At 40.2% G+C, this 16,872-nt stretch carries 16 protein-coding genes; 5 read left to right on the top strand and 11 right to left on the bottom strand.

What is annotated here, in order from left to right:
- Nucleotides 1-7: 7 nt before the first annotated feature.
- Genes EFT72_RS18200 through EFT72_RS18185 form a run of 4 tightly spaced genes read right to left on the bottom strand, consistent with a single transcriptional unit; the run spans nt 8 to nt 3,477 of the window.
- Entirely contained in the window at nt 8-787 is a 780-nt protein-coding gene (locus EFT72_RS18200; protein WP_243110061.1) for a type II secretion system F family protein, read from the bottom strand.
- Nucleotides 735-1,955, bottom strand: a complete 1,221-nt coding sequence (locus EFT72_RS18195; RefSeq protein ID WP_124068341.1) for a CpaF family protein — start codon at nt 1,953-1,955, stop codon at nt 735-737. Before EFT72_RS18195 ends, EFT72_RS18200 begins: the two co-directional genes overlap by 53 nt.
- A 12-nt stretch (nt 1,956-1,967) precedes the next feature.
- Entirely contained in the window at nt 1,968-2,966 is a 999-nt protein-coding gene (locus tag EFT72_RS18190; protein ID WP_124068340.1) for a hypothetical protein, read from the bottom strand.
- A gap of 19 nt (nt 2,967-2,985) precedes the next feature.
- A complete protein-coding gene (locus EFT72_RS18185) occupies nt 2,986-3,477 on the bottom strand; it encodes a prepilin peptidase (RefSeq protein ID WP_243110060.1) in 492 nt (163 codons plus the stop codon).
- A 324-nt stretch (nt 3,478-3,801) separates the two neighbouring features.
- Between EFT72_RS18185 and EFT72_RS18180 the strand changes: the two genes are divergently transcribed.
- Nucleotides 3,802-4,044 carry a YaaL family protein gene (locus tag EFT72_RS18180; protein ID WP_124068338.1) on the top strand — a complete coding sequence of 81 codons (243 nt, stop codon included), beginning with the start codon at nt 3,802-3,804 and terminating at the stop codon, nt 4,042-4,044.
- Nucleotides 4,045-4,338: 294 nt separating this feature from the next.
- The gene (locus EFT72_RS18175) at nt 4,339-5,085 is read left to right on the top strand and encodes an aminoglycoside phosphotransferase family protein (RefSeq protein WP_124068337.1); all 747 of its coding nucleotides are present in this window, start codon (nt 4,339-4,341) and stop codon (nt 5,083-5,085) included.
- A 40-nt stretch (nt 5,086-5,125) separates the two neighbouring features.
- Here the strand turns inward: EFT72_RS18175 and EFT72_RS18170 are convergent, their stop codons facing one another.
- The 5 genes from EFT72_RS18170 to EFT72_RS18150 all read right to left on the bottom strand — a co-directional run bounded on the left by EFT72_RS18170 (nt 5,126) and on the right by EFT72_RS18150 (nt 9,370).
- Nucleotides 5,126-5,533: a DUF3783 domain-containing protein gene (locus EFT72_RS18170; protein ID WP_124068336.1), complete on the bottom strand. Its 408-nt coding sequence runs from the start codon at nt 5,531-5,533 to the stop codon at nt 5,126-5,128.
- A gap of 17 nt (nt 5,534-5,550) precedes the next feature.
- Entirely contained in the window at nt 5,551-6,537 is a 987-nt protein-coding gene (locus EFT72_RS18165; RefSeq protein ID WP_124068335.1) for a diaminopimelate dehydrogenase, read from the bottom strand.
- 129 nt (nt 6,538-6,666) lie between these two features.
- Nucleotides 6,667-6,951, bottom strand: coding sequence for a septation regulator SpoVG (gene spoVG / locus EFT72_RS18160; protein ID WP_124068334.1), 285 nt, complete (start codon nt 6,949-6,951; stop codon nt 6,667-6,669).
- A gap of 29 nt (nt 6,952-6,980) precedes the next feature.
- On the bottom strand, nt 6,981-8,099 hold the full coding sequence (gene glgD / locus EFT72_RS18155; RefSeq protein WP_124068333.1) for a glucose-1-phosphate adenylyltransferase subunit GlgD: 1,119 nt from the start codon (nt 8,097-8,099) through the stop codon (nt 6,981-6,983).
- Nucleotides 8,096-9,370: a glucose-1-phosphate adenylyltransferase gene (locus EFT72_RS18150; RefSeq protein WP_124068332.1), complete on the bottom strand. Its 1,275-nt coding sequence runs from the start codon at nt 9,368-9,370 to the stop codon at nt 8,096-8,098. Before EFT72_RS18150 ends, glgD begins: the two co-directional genes overlap by 4 nt.
- A gap of 244 nt (nt 9,371-9,614) precedes the next feature.
- On the opposite strand from EFT72_RS18150, the gene asnS reads away from it, so the two are divergent.
- From asnS to EFT72_RS18135, 3 genes are all read left to right on the top strand, one after another.
- Nucleotides 9,615-11,006, top strand: coding sequence for an asparagine--tRNA ligase (gene asnS, locus EFT72_RS18145; RefSeq protein ID WP_124068331.1), 1,392 nt, complete (start codon nt 9,615-9,617; stop codon nt 11,004-11,006).
- A 150-nt stretch (nt 11,007-11,156) separates the two neighbouring features.
- Nucleotides 11,157-12,227 (top strand): DNA repair exonuclease, encoded by a 1,071-nt coding sequence (locus EFT72_RS18140; protein WP_124068330.1) that lies wholly within the window; start codon nt 11,157-11,159, stop codon nt 12,225-12,227.
- A 5-nt stretch (nt 12,228-12,232) separates the two neighbouring features.
- Nucleotides 12,233-14,095, top strand: coding sequence for an AAA family ATPase (locus EFT72_RS18135; protein ID WP_124068329.1), 1,863 nt, complete (start codon nt 12,233-12,235; stop codon nt 14,093-14,095).
- 54 nt (nt 14,096-14,149) lie between these two features.
- On the opposite strand, the gene brnQ is transcribed toward EFT72_RS18135, so the two are convergent.
- Together brnQ and EFT72_RS18125 are read right to left on the bottom strand one after the other, a co-directional pair.
- Entirely contained in the window at nt 14,150-15,457 is a 1,308-nt protein-coding gene (gene brnQ / locus EFT72_RS18130; protein ID WP_347561905.1) for a branched-chain amino acid transport system II carrier protein, read from the bottom strand.
- 10 nt (nt 15,458-15,467) lie between these two features.
- The gene (locus EFT72_RS18125; protein WP_124068328.1) at nt 15,468-16,646 is read right to left on the bottom strand and encodes a ribose-phosphate pyrophosphokinase; all 1,179 of its coding nucleotides are present in this window, start codon (nt 16,644-16,646) and stop codon (nt 15,468-15,470) included.
- Nucleotides 16,647-16,872: the final 226 nt, after the last annotated feature.

Here is a 16,872-nt window from a genome sequence, read left to right as displayed (position 1 = left end):
CCCTCCTTTAGATCTCAATGGTCATTATCTTTCTGGCAAGCAAATACGCGATCATGTAAACCACCATACACGCGGTCATTAAAATTCTTCCAATTCCTGTGGCATACATCATGTGGAAGAAACCGGGAGAAGTCAGGTCAATATAAATGACAATAAAAAATGGAATGGCATTCATTATCTTTTGTTCAAACTGCTTGTCCGCTGTCATCGTTAAAATCTCCTGGCTCACCAATACCTTGTCCCGAATCACGTTAGCGGTATGACTGATTACGGAAACCAGATCCCCTCCACTTCGCTTTGATGCTGTAAATACTTCAGCAAAATTTTTTACATCATCAAGTCCACTTCTTAAAGCAAATTCTAAAAGCGCCTGTTCCACAGAACGATTGACTCGTATCTGACTTTCTATATGTTGAAATTCTTTTGTCATCATAGCCTTATCGCCATAGAGCAGTGTCAATTCCTTTGCAGAGGAAGAAAATGCATTCTCTACCGAATAGCCTGCACTTAGAAATGAGGCCAGAAGTAAAATTCCTTCTTTAAATTCCAAATTTAATTTTTCAAGTCTTTTTTCTTTTAATTCTTTTCGTTTTATGAATGGAAATAGAATGCCGAATGGCATCAATATTAGATATGCTGCAATGCTGCGATAAAAAACATAAGCAAAAAGTCCACTTACAAAAATCCCTTGTCCTCCATAATGGCACCATTCTAACGGAGTCAGAATGTATTCATCATAATTCAATGCCTGCGGATTGAAGCTTCTGTCTGTTTTTAAGTGTACCAACCTTTTTAAGACTTCCCTGCACCGTTTTTTTCCTTTCCCCTCTCCCAATCTCTTCTTCAAATTGATAAAGTGGATTAAGTCCGATTTCTCCGTTCTCATAACCCTCTACCTCCACTATGGATAAAACCCGTCTGCTTTTGTCTCTTAATCGACCAAGATGAATCAGAATATCCACTGCTGCTGCAATTTGGCTTCGAACTGCCGGCAGAGGAATCTCCGCTCCCATTAAAACCATTGTTTCCAGTCTGGAAAGCATATCTTTGGGACTATTTCCATGCCCTGTGCTAAGACTTCCATCATGCCCGGTGTTCATAGCCGATATCATATCAAGTGCTTCCCTTCCCCTTACTTCTCCAACAATAATTCTAGACGGATTCATACGCAGCGATGCCTTAATCAAATCACCAATCCCCACCTCTCCTTCGCCTTCTCCATTGGAACCTCTTGTCTCTAGTCGTACTAGATTGGGCACATGCGTGATTTTTAGCTCGGCGGAATCTTCTATGGTGACAAGTCTCTCGTCTTTTGGAATATAGGCAGAAAGTGCATTCAAAAATGTGCTTTTCCCTGAATTGGTTCCTCCACTGATAAAAATATTATATCCAGCTTCCACAATGATTTTCAAAAATTCTGCTGATTCCTGATTGACGGAACCGAGTTTTAACAGTTTTTCCATGGTAATTGGTTCCGGAAATTTTCTTATGGTAACAGCCGGACCGTCTAGTGATATAGGCGGAAGTACCACATGAACCCTGGATCCATCCCGTAATCTGGCATCTGCAATGGGCCTTGAAACATTCACAGTACGATTTACCTGGCTTACAATCTGTTGAATGGTATCCTCTAACTGTTCCTGACTCTCAAAGGACTTGTCCCATAATTCCATGTGACCCCCCCGCTCAATAAATATTTGATTGGCGCCATTGACCATAATCTCAGAAATAGATGGATCATCCACTAATTCCTGTAATGCACCAAGCCTTCGAAACGAGTCAAACAACCGGCTCCTGATCTGAATCCGTTCCTCCAAAGGCAGGAAATACTCCTGTCCATAGGCAACTATCTTTTGGTTTATGAGTTCATACAGTTCTTCATCCGTGACCTGCTGCTTCTCATTTAACTCCTTCATAAGTTCTTCCCGCATGGATTTTCTCTGTAACTTATCCATTGATTCATCTCCTTACAGCTGATTTCTTATAATCTGCCTGGTACAATCTCCAAGCTCGCTCCACAATAGCTGTTCTAAATAGCTTTCCTTTCTTCCAAATGTACAATGGTAGGGCAGCTTGATCTTCTGAATCCGGTCCTTTAGAGACTGGTGCCCGGATGTCGTTAAATAATCTTCAAATTCATCTACTTTTGCCATTGAGACGAAATCATCTTTTACCGGCATATAGACATGGTCGCATACCTCCAGTAATTCAGCTGCCTTTTTCCCATACTGCCCCAAGTCCATTAAGATTATCTGATAGATACTTTCTCTCGACAGATGGCTGATTAAATCTGCCATATCCTTAGCTGTCACCATTAGTAAGTCTTCCGGGTACCGCACAGGCGGTACATAATCTAATTCCCCCCAGGTGTAAACCACAGATCCCAGACGTCTAAAATCAAATCCTTCTTGACTATAATCGTATAAAAGATCAGATAGACCACCTTTATACGTTTCACCGATCAGACGACCAAACCCAGAATAATCCTCCAAATTTAAATAGAGCACCTTCTTGTCTCTTGAGAGTATCTGCCCAGCAGCCAGGGAAAAAGATGTCTTTAAACAGCGATTTATGGGGGAATAGACACCCATGATTTTTCCTTTTTTTTCTGCCAATAAGTATCCGGTTTCCTCCCTGTCAATCCTATATTCTGCCATTATCTCCCGAAGAATCCCATCTGTATTCTGGTATTTGTATACAGCTTTACATGGTGTCTGAATGGGAACCGTCCCATCAGAAAGCAAAACCACCTTTCCCGCACCAATCTTTTGAATCTGCTCCCACGAAATAGAAGAAGATAGGAGCAAAAGTTCAATCTCATGATTCATTCCGTATGTAACCAATTCATTAAAGTCAATAAATGCCATAACGGAAAACGGAACCAGCTTTTTTAAAGTCACATATTCTGCAAATCTCTCCGTATACAATGGATCTTCATCGTATACTGCCATTACTTTTTTTGTCAAAACATACCTCCTTATTCTGTTATAAAAATAAAACAGTAAGAAACGTTCCCAAAAAAAGGCACAATCCCAGAGGAATGACCATATTATATCCATCCCGTTTCGAACTGTAATATGCGGTTAATTTACCAGTTTGAATTACGCACCTGATATAGGTGAAAAGATAAGAAAATCGGACAAACAAACTGCCATTTATGATCATTTTAAATAGAGACCAGACAGCTCCGATTAAAAAACCACAGCCAATTGCCACAGTTCCAATAGAAAAACCAAGATATCCACAAATCAGAGCAGCCATTTTAATATCGCCGGCACCAATCATACGGCAAAGAAATAAAACAAAAAACACGACGATTACCGCCATAAACCGAAACAAAAATAAGAAACTTCCAAACACACTTCCTGACTTAAAAATGGAGAGTGAAATACCTACCCCCACTCCCAGTACCACCCACCAGTTGGGAATCCGGTGTTCTCTGGCATCATAGAAAGCGCCTGCTCCTAATAGAGACAACAAAACAAAATCATGAACGATAACATCCCCCTCTTTCTTAACACAATTCTGGAAATAATGCTGGAATATCAGCCGATAACGCTGAGAAATTTAATAAGATTCATACGCAGAACGCGTATAAGAATGTGCCTTTATTATGCACAAGAAAAAGAAAAAAGTCAACCACTTTCTCACATTCTTTGTGATAGACTTCCATTTTAAGCGGGCTGGTGTGATTTCTCTATTTTATGGATTATAGGAAATATATGTATAAACTTCCTTTTTCCAGATATACTGAGTTCTATAAGGATCATATATATTTAAAAAAATATTGGAGATGATGAAATGAAACATGCATGGCTAGGAAAACACCTGATTCCATCAGAGGAAGAACGGAGTTTAAGATGTGAGATTGAACGTTCTAAAACTGCCATTGAAGCAGCCAGAAATCACTTTGAGCATGTGATTGACCCCACACTGATCGACTGCTATATTTATGAACTAAATGCGGCTCAGCTTCGCTATCAGTTTCTTTTGCGAAGATTCAAAAGCAGGGAGTTCTCACCATCCTGTGAAAACCGGATATAAATTAATAAAACAGGCACGGTGTCTCAAAAATGAATCTTTTGAGCACCGCAAGTCTGGCTTATTTTTTAATAGAATCCGCAACTGTTCCTAGATTATACATAATTTAGCCATGCACCTAATATAGTTGTAATATCTCCACTAAGTGATTATTTCATTGGGAAAGAGTCGCTTTCTTTTTTAGTGAAATTATATAAATATTTTACTTTTAATCTATACTTTTTATATATTTTGTAGTAAAATAAAAGTACAAGATTTAAAAAAAGGTCTCGACAAGTGGAGGGAAGGAGTGGTTATATGGCAGAATTAATTGCGACTACAAAGACGAAAAAGGTTTTTCGAGATGGGGATAAGGCGATTAAGGTTTTTAATGCTGATTTTCCTAAGGGTGATGTTTTAAATGAAGCACTGATTAGTGCACGTGTAGAGGAAGTAGGTCAAATCTCAGTACCCAGGGTTTTAGAAGTGGGTGTATTTGAGGGGAAGTGGTCCATTACATTTGAGTATATTGAAGGGAAGACCCTAAAACAGCTTATGGAAGAGAATCCAGAAAAACTGCCGGAATATATGGATAAGATGGTGGATCTACATTTGAGTATTTTGACTAGGCAATGTCCCAGTCTCACGAAGCTGAAAGACAAAATATCCATTCAGATTCATGAGCTCGACGACCTAAACGACGTGACAAAATATGATATGCGTACGCAGTTAGATAGTATGCCGAAGCATTATAAGCTTTGCCACGGGGACTTTAATCCAAGCAACATCATTGTAAAAGAAGACGGATCTATGTACGTACTAGACTGGGTACATGCCTCCCAAGGCAATGCCAGTGCAGATGTTGCCAGAACTTATCTATTGTTCTGTCTCTGCGATCAGAAAAAAGCAGATATGTATATGAATCTTTTCTGCCAGAAGACTGGCACCGCGAAAAAGTACGTTCAGTCTTGGCTTCCCATCGTAGCAGCTGCCCAATTATCGAAAAAAAGACCCGAAGAATCAGATCTATTACAACAGTGGGCTGGTGTTTGCGATTATCAATAGCAACACGGGAGGGAAACTTTAGTTTTCCTCCCGTCCTGTTTTAATCCTCATTCTTTGACATGACCTCATGTTCTTTTTTTAATTCCAGATAAAGCTCATAGAGATTCCAGTTTATATTGGTGTCAGTGATTACCGCTTTTAATGCAATTTTAGAGACGCCTGCACGCTTTAAATTCTTAAGCAGTTCGTCAATTCTTTGGTTCGAAAAATTTTTCATGACGAGAAGTTCTTCTTCCACTTCTTTCCCGTCATCTTTTATCTGTTCCTCAAATCCTTCATAACCAGCCAGATACCCTATGGTCTGGTTGATCTGATCTGGGCTTAAATTCTTAATTCGTATCCCCATTTGAACCAGTACTGCCTTTATTTTAGAGACTCTGGAGGCATTACCTCCTTGCTTTTCTGATTCTGGGCAATAATATAAAACCATTTCTTTTGTCGCTGCCATTCTATCCTCCTGTTTGTTTATAACAACTGTTTTCTCAATTCTTCCCCGCTTAATGGACTTAAATACGCAGGTGCGATATCAAAAACTGTAAGGCAGCCGCTTTTTCCTTCCTGATTTAACCGATAGGCGGCTCTTGCATAAGCAGTTAGTACAGAAGAGGTGAATTCCGGATTGGAGTCCAACTTTAAGCTATATTCGATCACGTGACGATTCTCCCCCTCCCAGCCGGTTTTTCCAGTTCGGATAACAAATCCACCGTGTGGAATTTTGCTATGATCTTTGGCTAACTCCTCTTCACGAATAAAATGAACAACGGTATCGTAATCCGAAAAATAATTGGGCATCGTAACAATTTCTTCTTTAATTGCTTCCTGGTCTGCTCCCTCCTCGGTCACAACGAAGCACTCTCTTGTATGTTTTTCTCTGGTTGAGAGTTCAGGATTTGCTCCACTTCGTACAGCCTCCAGTGCATCTGGTACCGGAATGGTATATTGTCTTGCATCCTTAACGCCTTTTATTCTTCGAATGGCATCTGAATGCCCCTGGCTTACCCCTCTGCCCCAGAAGGTATAATCCTTTCCCTCCGGTAAAATAGATCCGGCATAAAGCCGGTTTAAAGAAAACATTCCCGGATCCCAGCCTACTGATATAATCGCCGCTTTCTTTCCTGCCTTTGCCTTCAAATCAACCGATTCAAAATGAACCGGGATTTTTGCATGGGTATCAAAACTATCTACTACATTGAAGTATTGTGCATATTCCGGGGTCTGTTCCGGCAGATCAGAAGCACTTCCCCCACATAGAATTAAAACATCAATGTCATTTTTAAAGGAAATTAATTCAGTAACCGGATATACCTTAACACCTTCTGTCAGAAGCTTAACCGTCTCTGGATCTCTTCTGGTAAACACAGCAAAAAGCTCCAAGTCTTCCTGATTTAGAATGGCACATTCCACTCCTCTTCCTAAATTTCCATATCCTAAAATCCCAATCTTAATCGACATAATTAACCACCTTTCTACCATTGTAAATTAATTATATCTTAAAAATATGTTTGAAGCAAACCTTGTCTTGTTTTCTGGAAACAAAAAATCCGCAGACAGAAAAAAATTCTGTCTGCGGATGAATTGTCTTTAAGCGTATACGGCTGCCTCCGGTACCTCAAGTGCAGTGGTTTCATACTTATCAAGTATAACTTTTTGAATCATATCACGAGTCCCAGAGTTTATGGGATGGGCTATGTCTCGGTATTCCCCATCTGCGGCCTTTCGGCTCGGCATGGCTATAAATAGCCCCTTCTCTCCTTCAATCACCTTAATGTCGTGAATCACAAATTCGTTATCCAATGTAATGGATACGATCGCTTTCATCTTACCCTCTTTTTCGATGCGTCTAACTCTTACGTCTGTAATCTGCATGTTAAAGCCCCTTCCCGTCACATTTCCTATCATGTGTATCTTTTGTTTTTTTCCTGAACAATTTTTATATTGTCCATAGTTCCAATATAGGTGGAATTGGCCTGAATGGTATCCCGGCTTTCCACAATACAATTTTCAATGACTGTATTATCTCCTATATAAACATCATTTAAGATGATGGAATTCTTAATCATACAATTATTACCGATATACGCCTTCTTAAATAGAACAGAATGCTCAACCACCCCATTGATAATCGCACCGGCGGATATCAGACTGTCTTTTACAACAGCTCCTGGATTATATTTTGCCGGCGGCAAATCTTCAATTTTAGAATAAATATCCGGATATTTACGAAAAAAATAATCTCTTACTTCCGGTTTTAGAAAATCCATATTGGTTTGATAATAGGATTCTACAGAAGCAATATTTCTCCAGTAAGTATCCATCTGATATGCATAGATCTTTTTTAAGTCACGATAACGCACCAGAATATCGTTGACAAAATCAAAGCGGTCTTCCATGGCACAGCGCTCAATTAAGTCAATTAACAGTCGTCTTCTGATAACATAGATTCCACAAGAAACTTTATTTGAAGATGCAACCATTGGTTTTTCTTCAAACTGCGTAATTCTCCCGTCTTTGTTTGTCTTAATCAATCCAAATCGAGTTACTTCCTCACCAGCTGCCAGAGTTTTACAGACAACCGTAATATCTGCCTTCTTTTCTATATGGTATTCCAAAACCTTTCCATAATCCAATTTGTAAACGCCATCTCCTGCTGCAATTACCACATAGGGTTCATGGCTGCTTTTTAAAAATGTTAGATTCTGGTAAAGGGCATCGGCAGTTCCCCGGTACCAGTCGCTGCTTTCCGATGTAATGGTAGGTGTAAAAACAAACAATCCACCCTGCTTTCTTCCAAAATTCCACCACTTAGATGAACTTAGATGCAAATGCAGTGATCTGGAATTATATTGAGTTAGTACCGCTACATTCTGAATATGGGAATTCGTCATATTGCTGAGTGCAAAATCAATGCTGCGGTAACTGCCTGCAATAGGCATAGCTGCAATTGCACGTTTGTTTGAGAGTTCCTTCATTCGTTTACTATTTCCACCTGCTAACACAATTCCTATGGCCCTCATTGCATTCCACCTGCCTTTAGGATGCAGCCCCCGCCTAAAAGTCTGCCATCCACATAATCTTCTACAAATGTCTCTCCTATGATTGCCGTATTCTTGCCCACCAATACATCACAGGGCAGAATCGAATCCTCTCCTATGGTTACTAGATCAGACTGATAAACCTTTGGATCAAAGCTGTTGACAGCAAAGTCTAGCGTTCCAAGCTCACAGTTTGAACCAATGGTCACCCGTTCCGCGAGAATTGCTTTATGGACCATCGCATTTTCACCGATCGTACACTCATTCATGACAATGGAATCTCTTACTACAGCCCCCCTTTTAATCATCACACCGGCACCAATCACGGAATTATGAACTTCTCCATATATCTCCGAGCCTTCTCCGATGATGCTTCGGTCTACGACCGCCTCTTCCGATACATACTGGGGTGGGATTCTATTGCTTTTGGTATAAATCTTCCAGTATTCCTCGTAGAGATTAAATTCAGGAATCATATCAATTAACTCCATATTTGCTTCCCAGTAAGACTCTAAGGTCTCTGCATTCTTCCAGTAACCGTTAAATTCATATGCAAACACCCGACGATCAGTTTGTAAAAGATGAGGAATGATATGTTTTGAAAAATCACACCCAGGAATATCAGACATCTTAATTAAGACTTCTTTTAAGACCTTCCAATTAAATATGTAGATCCCTATGGAAGCAAGATTGCTTCTGGGATTTGCAGGTTTTTCCTCAAATTCACTGACCCTATTGTTCTCATCGGTAACCAGTATTTCATACTGGCTGGCATCTTCTATGGAAATCGGCATGGCAGCAATCGTAATATCCCCATGATTTGCTTTGTGATATTCCAGCATGACTTCATAGTCCATCTTGTAAATGTGATCACCTGGCAGGATTAAAACAAAGTCCGGTTCATAGGAATCCACATATTCTAAGTTCTGATAAATGGAACAAGCCGATCCCACTTCTCTATCACAATTCTTTTCCCCCTCATACGTTGGAAGAATTGTGACACCTCCTACATTACGATCTAAATCCCACGGAATTCCAATTCCAATGTGGGAGTTTAACCGCAATGGTTGATACCGGGTCAAAACCCCTACAGTATCAATACCAGAGTTGATGCAATTACTGAGTGAAAAATCAACAATTCGATATTTTCCGCCAAATGAAACTGCGGGTTTTGCCATCTTCTGGGTTAGTACACCAAGACTGTTTCTCTGGTCTCCCGCCAGCAACATGGCTATCATTTCTTTTTTAATCACGCAATCACCTCTTGCCGTTATGATAGTTTGTACTAGCATTATAACACACATTTAGAAAATAGTGAACAAATTCAGAAAATAATATGATAAATTTTTGTGCATTTTCCGACATTTTTCTCCTTTTTTCTTATTTTTTTCTTTTTTACACCTGTTTCCATGTTTTTGCGTCCAACCCCCTTGAATCAAGGTTCAAAATACAGTATAATCTTACTAAGTATGTCAACATATTAAAGGAGAAGTCATTATGGATTTAACCACAGTAAGACAAATATATAAAAATAAAGAAACCTATTTAAATACTCAAGTTACAGTCGGGGGATGGGTCCGGAGCTTGAGAGACTCCAAGACATTTGGATTCGTTGTTTTAAATGACGGAACCTTCTTTGAACCTTTGCAGATTGTATATCATGATTCCATGGAGAATTTTTCAGAAATCTCCAAATTAGGAGTTGGAACTGCAATTATTGTGACCGGTACTCTAGTACCCACTCCAGAAGCAAAACAGCCTTTTGAGATTCAGGCTACAGAGATTTTAGTGGAAGGCCATTCTGCTTCTGATTATCCGCTTCAGAAAAAGCGCCATTCCTTTGAATACTTGCGTTCAATTTCTCATCTGCGTCCAAGAACCAACACCTTTCAGGCTGTATTCCGGATTCGATCTTTGATTGCTTATGCCATTCATCAATTTTTTCAGGAGAGGGATTTTGTTTATGTCCATACTCCTATCATTACCGGAAGTGACTGCGAAGGGGCTGGTGAGATGTTCCAGGTAACTACGATGAACCTGACTGATATCCCAAAGACAGAGGAAGGAACCACAGATTTTTCGCAGGACTTTTTTGGTAAACCTACTAACCTAACCGTCAGCGGACAACTTAACGCTGAAACATATGCGATGGCTTTTAAGAATGTATATACATTTGGACCAACCTTCCGTGCGGAAAATTCAAACACCACACGCCACGCTGCTGAATTCTGGATGATTGAACCAGAGATGGCTTTTGCGGATTTAAACGATGATATGGAACTTGCAGAATCAATGTTAAAATACATCATTCGTTATGTTTTGGAACATGCACCGGAAGAGATGAACTTTTTTAACCAATTTGTGGACAAGGATCTGTTAAACCGGTTAAACCATGTTCTAAATTCAGAATTTGCTCATGTAACCTATACCGATGCCATTGAGCTTTTGGAAAAGCACAATGACAAATTTGACTTTAAAGTATACTGGGGCTGTGATTTACAGACAGAACATGAACGTTACTTAACCGAACAGCTTTTTCAGAAACCGGTTTTTGTTACGGATTATCCCAAGGAGATCAAGGCTTTCTATATGAAAATGAACCCAGATAATAAAACAGTTGCAGCCGTCGATTGTCTCGTTCCCGGAATTGGGGAAATCATCGGAGGAAGCCAGCGAGAAGAAGATTACGAAAAGCTGGTTGCACGTATGAAGGAATCAGAACTTAATACGGAAGATTATAAGTTCTACCTGGATTTAAGAAAATACGGTTCTGCACGTCATGCCGGATTTGGTCTTGGCTTTGAACGTTGTGTCATGTATTTAACTGGAATGGCTAATATCCGTGACGTTGTGCCGTTCCCGAGAACTGTTAACAACTGCGAATTATAAGCCGGTGAGGTCGTGTCTCATAAGGCAGCCTCTATAAAAAGAACCATGGATAAAGGATATCTCTCTTTTATACGTGGTTCTTATTCATAAGACATGAAAATTCCGGTAATTGGCAGACCATATTTACAGAAGATCAGCGAGGGATTAAGAATGAAATTCATACATATTGCAGATGTTCACTGGGGGATGAGCCCAGATAGCGACAAACCATGGAGCAAAGAACGCTTTCAGGATATCAAAGACACTTTTGCAAAAGTAATAAACCAAGCAAAAGAGTTGGAAGCCGACTGCTTATTCATATCTGGAGATCTTTTTCACCGTCAGCCGCTTATCCGTGATTTAAAAGAAGTAAATTACTTATTTTCTACCATACCAGAGGTTCACGTGGTGCTCATCGCCGGAAATCATGATCGAATCCGGAATAACTCCGCTCTTTTAAGCTTTACCTGGGCTCCCAACGTATCTTATCTTATAGGAGAAGAGCTGGATCGTGTATATTTGAAAGAAATCAATACAGAAGTTTATGGTTTTAGCTATCATTCGGCAGAGATTTTAGAAAACCGTCTGGACCATCTTAAGGTACCAAACAACGGAAAAATCCATATACTTTTAGGGCATGGAGGGGATGCCAACCATATTCCTTTTGATAAAGGTGCAATGTCTGCTTTGGATTTTTCTTACATCGCTATGGGACATATTCATCGTCCTGAAGTTCTAATTGAAAACCGAATGGCTTTTGCCGGATCTTTGGAGCCTCTAGACAAGACGGAATCCGGACGTCACGGTATGATGGTAGGAGAGATCAATGAGGTGACTCGTATGGTAACCTCCCTACGCTTTATTCCGGTGGCTAGACTTCAGTACATCTCTCTGGCCGTTCATGTTACTACGGCTACTACGAATACAGAACTAGCCATGAAGATCACACAAGAGATACAAAACCGGGGCACACATCATATCTATCGTTTCCGCATTCGAGGTATGAGAGATCCAGATATTGCCTTTGACTTAGATATGCTGTCCAACCGATTTAAGATCATGGAGATCCTGGACGAATCTGAGCCCCAATATGATTTTTCAACACTGTTTGCGGAACACCCCAGTGACATGATTGGCTTTTTTATTCAGGCTCTCCAAAAGCCAGAGATGAGTCAGGTTGAGAAAAAAGCGCTCAATTACGGCATTGGCGCACTGCTTCGTACTACAGATGAAAGGAGCTGATCTTTGTGAAAATACTTGATGTCTATATCAATGGATTTGGTAAATTCCATGGTAAAAATCTGACCTTCCAAAAAGGTCTTAATATTGTATACGGCAATAACGAAGCTGGAAAATCAACGATACATACGTTTATCCGAAGTATGCTTTTTGGAATCGAACGCCAGCGAGGCCGAGCAGCAAGAAATGATCTGTATTCCAAGTATGAACCATGGGAAAACAGTGGAACTTACGAAGGGCAGATCCGATTAGAACACAAAGACCACATCTACCGGATCGAACGCACCTTCCAGAAAAACAAAAAAGAGTTTAGGATCGTAGACGAAACAGCAGGACGGGAAATCGAACCAACCAAATCATTCTTAGACGATCTGCTTTGTGGTTTAAGTGAAACGGCATACAACAACACGGTAAGCATTGGGCAGTTAAAAAGTGCCACCGATGACGGTATGGTAACAGAACTCAAAAATTACATTGCTAATCTAAATACTACAGGAAATCTGGCTCTTAATATTACCAAAGCCACTACTCTTTTAAAGTCACAAAAGAAGGCACTAGAATCGCAGATGGTTCCAGAAGCTGCCCGTACCTATACTTCATTATTAAGTGAGATTCGTAATACGGAAAAAGAAATTTCTTCTCCCAAATATGAAAACCAGATTCAAACCTATCAAAAACTTCGTTCAGAGGTCAAAACAGATCTAGAAACGTTTCAGAGGGAAAAAGAGGAGTTGATTAAAAAAGCGGCCAAGGGGCGGCAGGTACTTGTAAGTAACCAATTTCACGACCAGGAATCCATTCATGCCTATTCGAAGAAAACTCAGGAACATTTTGATGCGTATATGGACGCGAAAGAAGCCAGCAACAAAAAGACACGAAAGGTCTGTTCCGTCTTCTCCTTAATCCTCGCTTCTCTTCTTCTGTTATCCGGTGGATTTCTTTACTATATGGGTGAGTCAAATTATTTTACTGCTTATTATGGAATTGATTTATTCCTCTTGCTTGGAATCTTTTTCGGAACCGCAATTGTTTTTTATCTGATTGGACTGATACTTTATCTTAAACTAAGACATAGCCATAAGGACATGGAAATGGGTTCTAGAATTTTACAGGAAATCCTTTCTAGACACTTAGGAGATACGGATATCTGCACAGACTCCATACGTGCCTTTCAAAACCGCATGGCAGAATTTACCCGCCTTTGCACTGCTGTTTCCAAATCAGAAGCAGCCGTGAAACAGAAAGCCGTTGAAATTGAGGAATTAAATCATAAGCTGGAAAATTGTGGAGAAACTATTGAAATTCAGCAGAAAAGTCAGTGGGAACTGGAGAAAAAGCTAGAACATCTTTCAAATTGTAAGACACAGGCAGAAGGTCTTAAACATATCATTACAGAAAACGACCGAATCAGAGAAGAGATCTCTGCCATTGATCTGGCTCTGGACACTATGACCAATCTATCCTCTTCTATCCGTGATTCCTTTGGATTGTATTTAAATAAAACGGCATCTGACTTAATCTCTGGAATAACTGGTGGTATTTATACCAGTATGAGCGTTGATGAAAACTTAAATGTATTTTTAAATACCAAAACCAAGCTAGTACCTTTGGAACAGGTCAGCAGTGGTACAATGGATCAGGTTTACTTAGCACTGCGTCTGGCTGCCGCTATGCTAATTCAAAATGGCTCTGAACGAATGCCTTTTATCTTTGATGACAGCTTTGTGCTCTATGATGAAGATAGGCTTCGCATCGCTTTAAAATGGTTGATAAACACGTATAACGATCAAATGATTATTTTCACCTGCCACCGGAGGGAGGCGCAGATGTTAACTGCTAACTTAGTCCCCTATCATCTGGTTGAAATTTAATAGTTCATTATAATGATCAAAAATCCCGGAGAGATGACTTCCTCTCTGGGATTTTTATTTGTCTCTTTTTCCAGCCAAACAGATGAATGTACCTAGAAATGTGCCAAAAAGAGCAGGTACCACCCAGCCAAGGTGAACCGCATAAAATGGAAGCAGAGAGAGAACTGGTTTTAACCAGTAAACTCCTGCCTGCTCTAACGACAGGGACACACTGATAATCCCCGTAAATGTTATGACAAAGATGTATACTGGGCGCCACTTCCTCCCATCTCGAAATACAAACGAGAGCAAAATCAATACAATGGCAACTGGATAAATCGCATTTAATACTGGTACAGAAATTTCCAGTATTTTATTTAATCCCACATTAGAAATCACCAGACTGGATAGCGCAAATAGTAAAGCCCATACCTGGTATCCTACGCTTGGTATTATCGTAGTGAAATAGCGACTGCAGCAACTAATCAGACCAATACAGGTATTTAAACAGGCGATAAAAAAGATTGCAGCCAACAGCCCTGCTCCCCAATTTCCAAACAGATAATTCACGGCTTGATTTAGAGTTTGGGCCCCATTCTCCGCCTGTCCAAACGTTCCCCCTGTTACTGCGCCTATATGGGCAAGTGCACTGTAAATAAGGAGCAGTACGCCACCTGCAATCACCCCAGCTTTAATCGTCTCCCTTACGATGGAAGTCTCATCTCGTATGCCCATTTTCTTGATATTGATGGATATAACAATGCCAAAATTAAGAGCTGCTATGGTGTCCATCGTCAGATACCCTTCTAGAAACCCTTTCACTAGCGGTATTTTCTCGTAGGCCGCAGTGGGGGCTTGATAGGAGCCTGACGGATGGAAGAAACACCCAGCAAACAAAATTAGAATCAGGATTAGAAGACAGGGAGTTAACACCTTCCCCAGCCGCTCCGTTAGTTGATCTGGTTTTAATGCGACAAGATAGGCGATTGTAAAAAAGAAAACGGAATATAGAAACTGCGCCATCGTCTCTGTCATACCTTCTCTTAGAAATGGCACCACTGCCATCTCAAACGAAGTACTGGCAGTTCTCGGAATCGCCAGACATGGTCCTATGGATAAATAGATCAGCAGGGTAAAAATAAAAGCAAATTTCGGGTGAACATGTCCCGCTAGCTTATCCAGTCCTCCGGATAATGCCACCGCTACCACACCCAATACTGGAAATCCAATTGCTGTGATTGCAAACCCCAGCATCGCAATCCAGGTATGTGTTCCTGCACCAGAACCCAAAAAGGGCGGAAAAATTAAGTTTCCCGCCCCAAAAAACATTGAAAAAAGTGTAAGCCCTGCTAATAATAATTTCTTCTTAGATAATGTTTCCATAATTCCTCTTCTACCTCTCTCCTGCGCGATAACGCTCAAGAAGGCGATTGATTCGGCTCGTTGGGTTCAGTAGTCCGCTCAAGGAGGCATCATGGTTTAAATTATCGATGATCAGTGCTATATACTTACTCATATCAACATTAATATAATATGGTCTGGAAAGGATATCCGGTGTCTGATAAACTAGATTTGTGGTAAGTATTCTGTCAATCACACCGTTTTCATAATATTCATCAAATTTTGCCAAGCCGTTGGTAAACAGGCCAAAGGTGGCACAGACAAATACCTTTCTCGCCTTCCTTCTTTTCAGCTCTTTGGCAACCTCTAGGGCAGTATCACCGGAAGATATCATATCGTCAATAATAATCACATCCTTACCCTCAACGCTGCTTCCAAGAAATTCATGTGCAACAATGGGGTTTCTGCCATTGACAATCTGAGTATAATCACGACGTTTATAGAACATACCCATATCCAGTCCAAGTACGTTGGCAAAGTATACCGCACGACCCATGCCACCTTCATCTGGGCTGACGACCATCATATGCTCATTGTCGATATCCAGTTCTTTTTCTTCTTTTAATAAATATTTGATAAATTGATAGATGGGATGAACGGTTTCAAACCCTTTTAGAGGGATCGCATTCTGTACTCTTGGATCATGAGCATCAAAGGTAATGATATTCTCAACTCCCATATTAACAAGTTCCCGGAGTGCCAGTGCACAATCTAAGGATTCTCTCCTTGTTCTTTTATGCTGTCTGCTTTCATATAAGAAAGGCATAATCACATTAATTCTGCGTGCTTTTCCTGCTGCAGCTGCAATTACACGCTTTAAATCCTGAAAATGGTCATCGGGAGACATATGGTTGGTCATACCAAACAGGGAATAAGTAAGACTGTAATTACAAACATCAACCATAAGATAAAGATCGTCACCTCGAACAGTCTCCTGTAACGTTCCTTTGGCTTCCCCAGTTCCAAATCTGGGAGTACTGGCACCTACCATATACGTATCTCTCTGGTATCCTGAAAAGGCAATGGTTGACTTATGCACACTTTCTCGTTCATGCCTCCAATCAACCAGATAATCATTGACCTTTGCTCCCATATCTCTACAGCTTTTAAGGGGAATCAAACCCAAAGGACCTACCGGAATGGTTTCAATTATTTTCTCTTCATAAAGCATTCTTTTCTCCTCCAACCTATGCGATATGCTATGCAACGGTTCTTTTATAACATTATGTTCCAAAATAGTCAAGTTAATCGACTCTTTTTGCTTTTTTTCTATGATTCATTTATGATAATGTCCTAGTGTATCACAAATGATTATGTCCCAATTAGTAGTTCATATATTATAATAGAACCTCATGACTTAGAAATGAGGTGGACACAATCAGAAAGGTATTACTAAC

The organism is Clostridium sp. E02 (assembly GCF_003833015.1).
GTDB lineage: Bacteria > Bacillota > Clostridia > Lachnospirales > Lachnospiraceae > Lacrimispora.
The sequence above is the reverse complement of the archived record's forward strand: the minus strand, read 5'-3'. Positions and strand labels throughout refer to the sequence as shown.

Coding starts and splice junctions, on each gene's coding strand:
- EFT72_RS18195 (WP_124068341.1), bottom strand. CDS start 1,955: ATGGATAAGTTACAGAGAAAATCCATGCGGGAAGAACTTATGAAGGAG.
- EFT72_RS18180 (WP_124068338.1), top strand. CDS start 3,802: ATGAAACATGCATGGCTAGGAAAACACCTGATTCCATCAGAGGAAGAA.
- EFT72_RS18175 (WP_124068337.1), top strand. CDS start 4,339: ATGGCAGAATTAATTGCGACTACAAAGACGAAAAAGGTTTTTCGAGAT.
- EFT72_RS18170 (WP_124068336.1), bottom strand. CDS start 5,533: ATGGCAGCGACAAAAGAAATGGTTTTATATTATTGCCCAGAATCAGAA.
- EFT72_RS18165 (WP_124068335.1), bottom strand. CDS start 6,537: ATGTCGATTAAGATTGGGATTTTAGGATATGGAAATTTAGGAAGAGGA.
- spoVG (WP_124068334.1), bottom strand. CDS start 6,951: ATGCAGATTACAGACGTAAGAGTTAGACGCATCGAAAAAGAGGGTAAG.
- glgD (WP_124068333.1), bottom strand. CDS start 8,099: ATGAGGGCCATAGGAATTGTGTTAGCAGGTGGAAATAGTAAACGAATG.
- asnS (WP_124068331.1), top strand. CDS start 9,615: ATGGATTTAACCACAGTAAGACAAATATATAAAAATAAAGAAACCTAT.
- EFT72_RS18140 (WP_124068330.1), top strand. CDS start 11,157: ATGAAATTCATACATATTGCAGATGTTCACTGGGGGATGAGCCCAGAT.
- brnQ (WP_347561905.1), bottom strand. CDS start 15,457: ATGGAAACATTATCTAAGAAGAAATTATTATTAGCAGGGCTTACACTT.
- EFT72_RS18125 (WP_124068328.1), bottom strand. CDS start 16,646: ATGCTTTATGAAGAGAAAATAATTGAAACCATTCCGGTAGGTCCTTTG.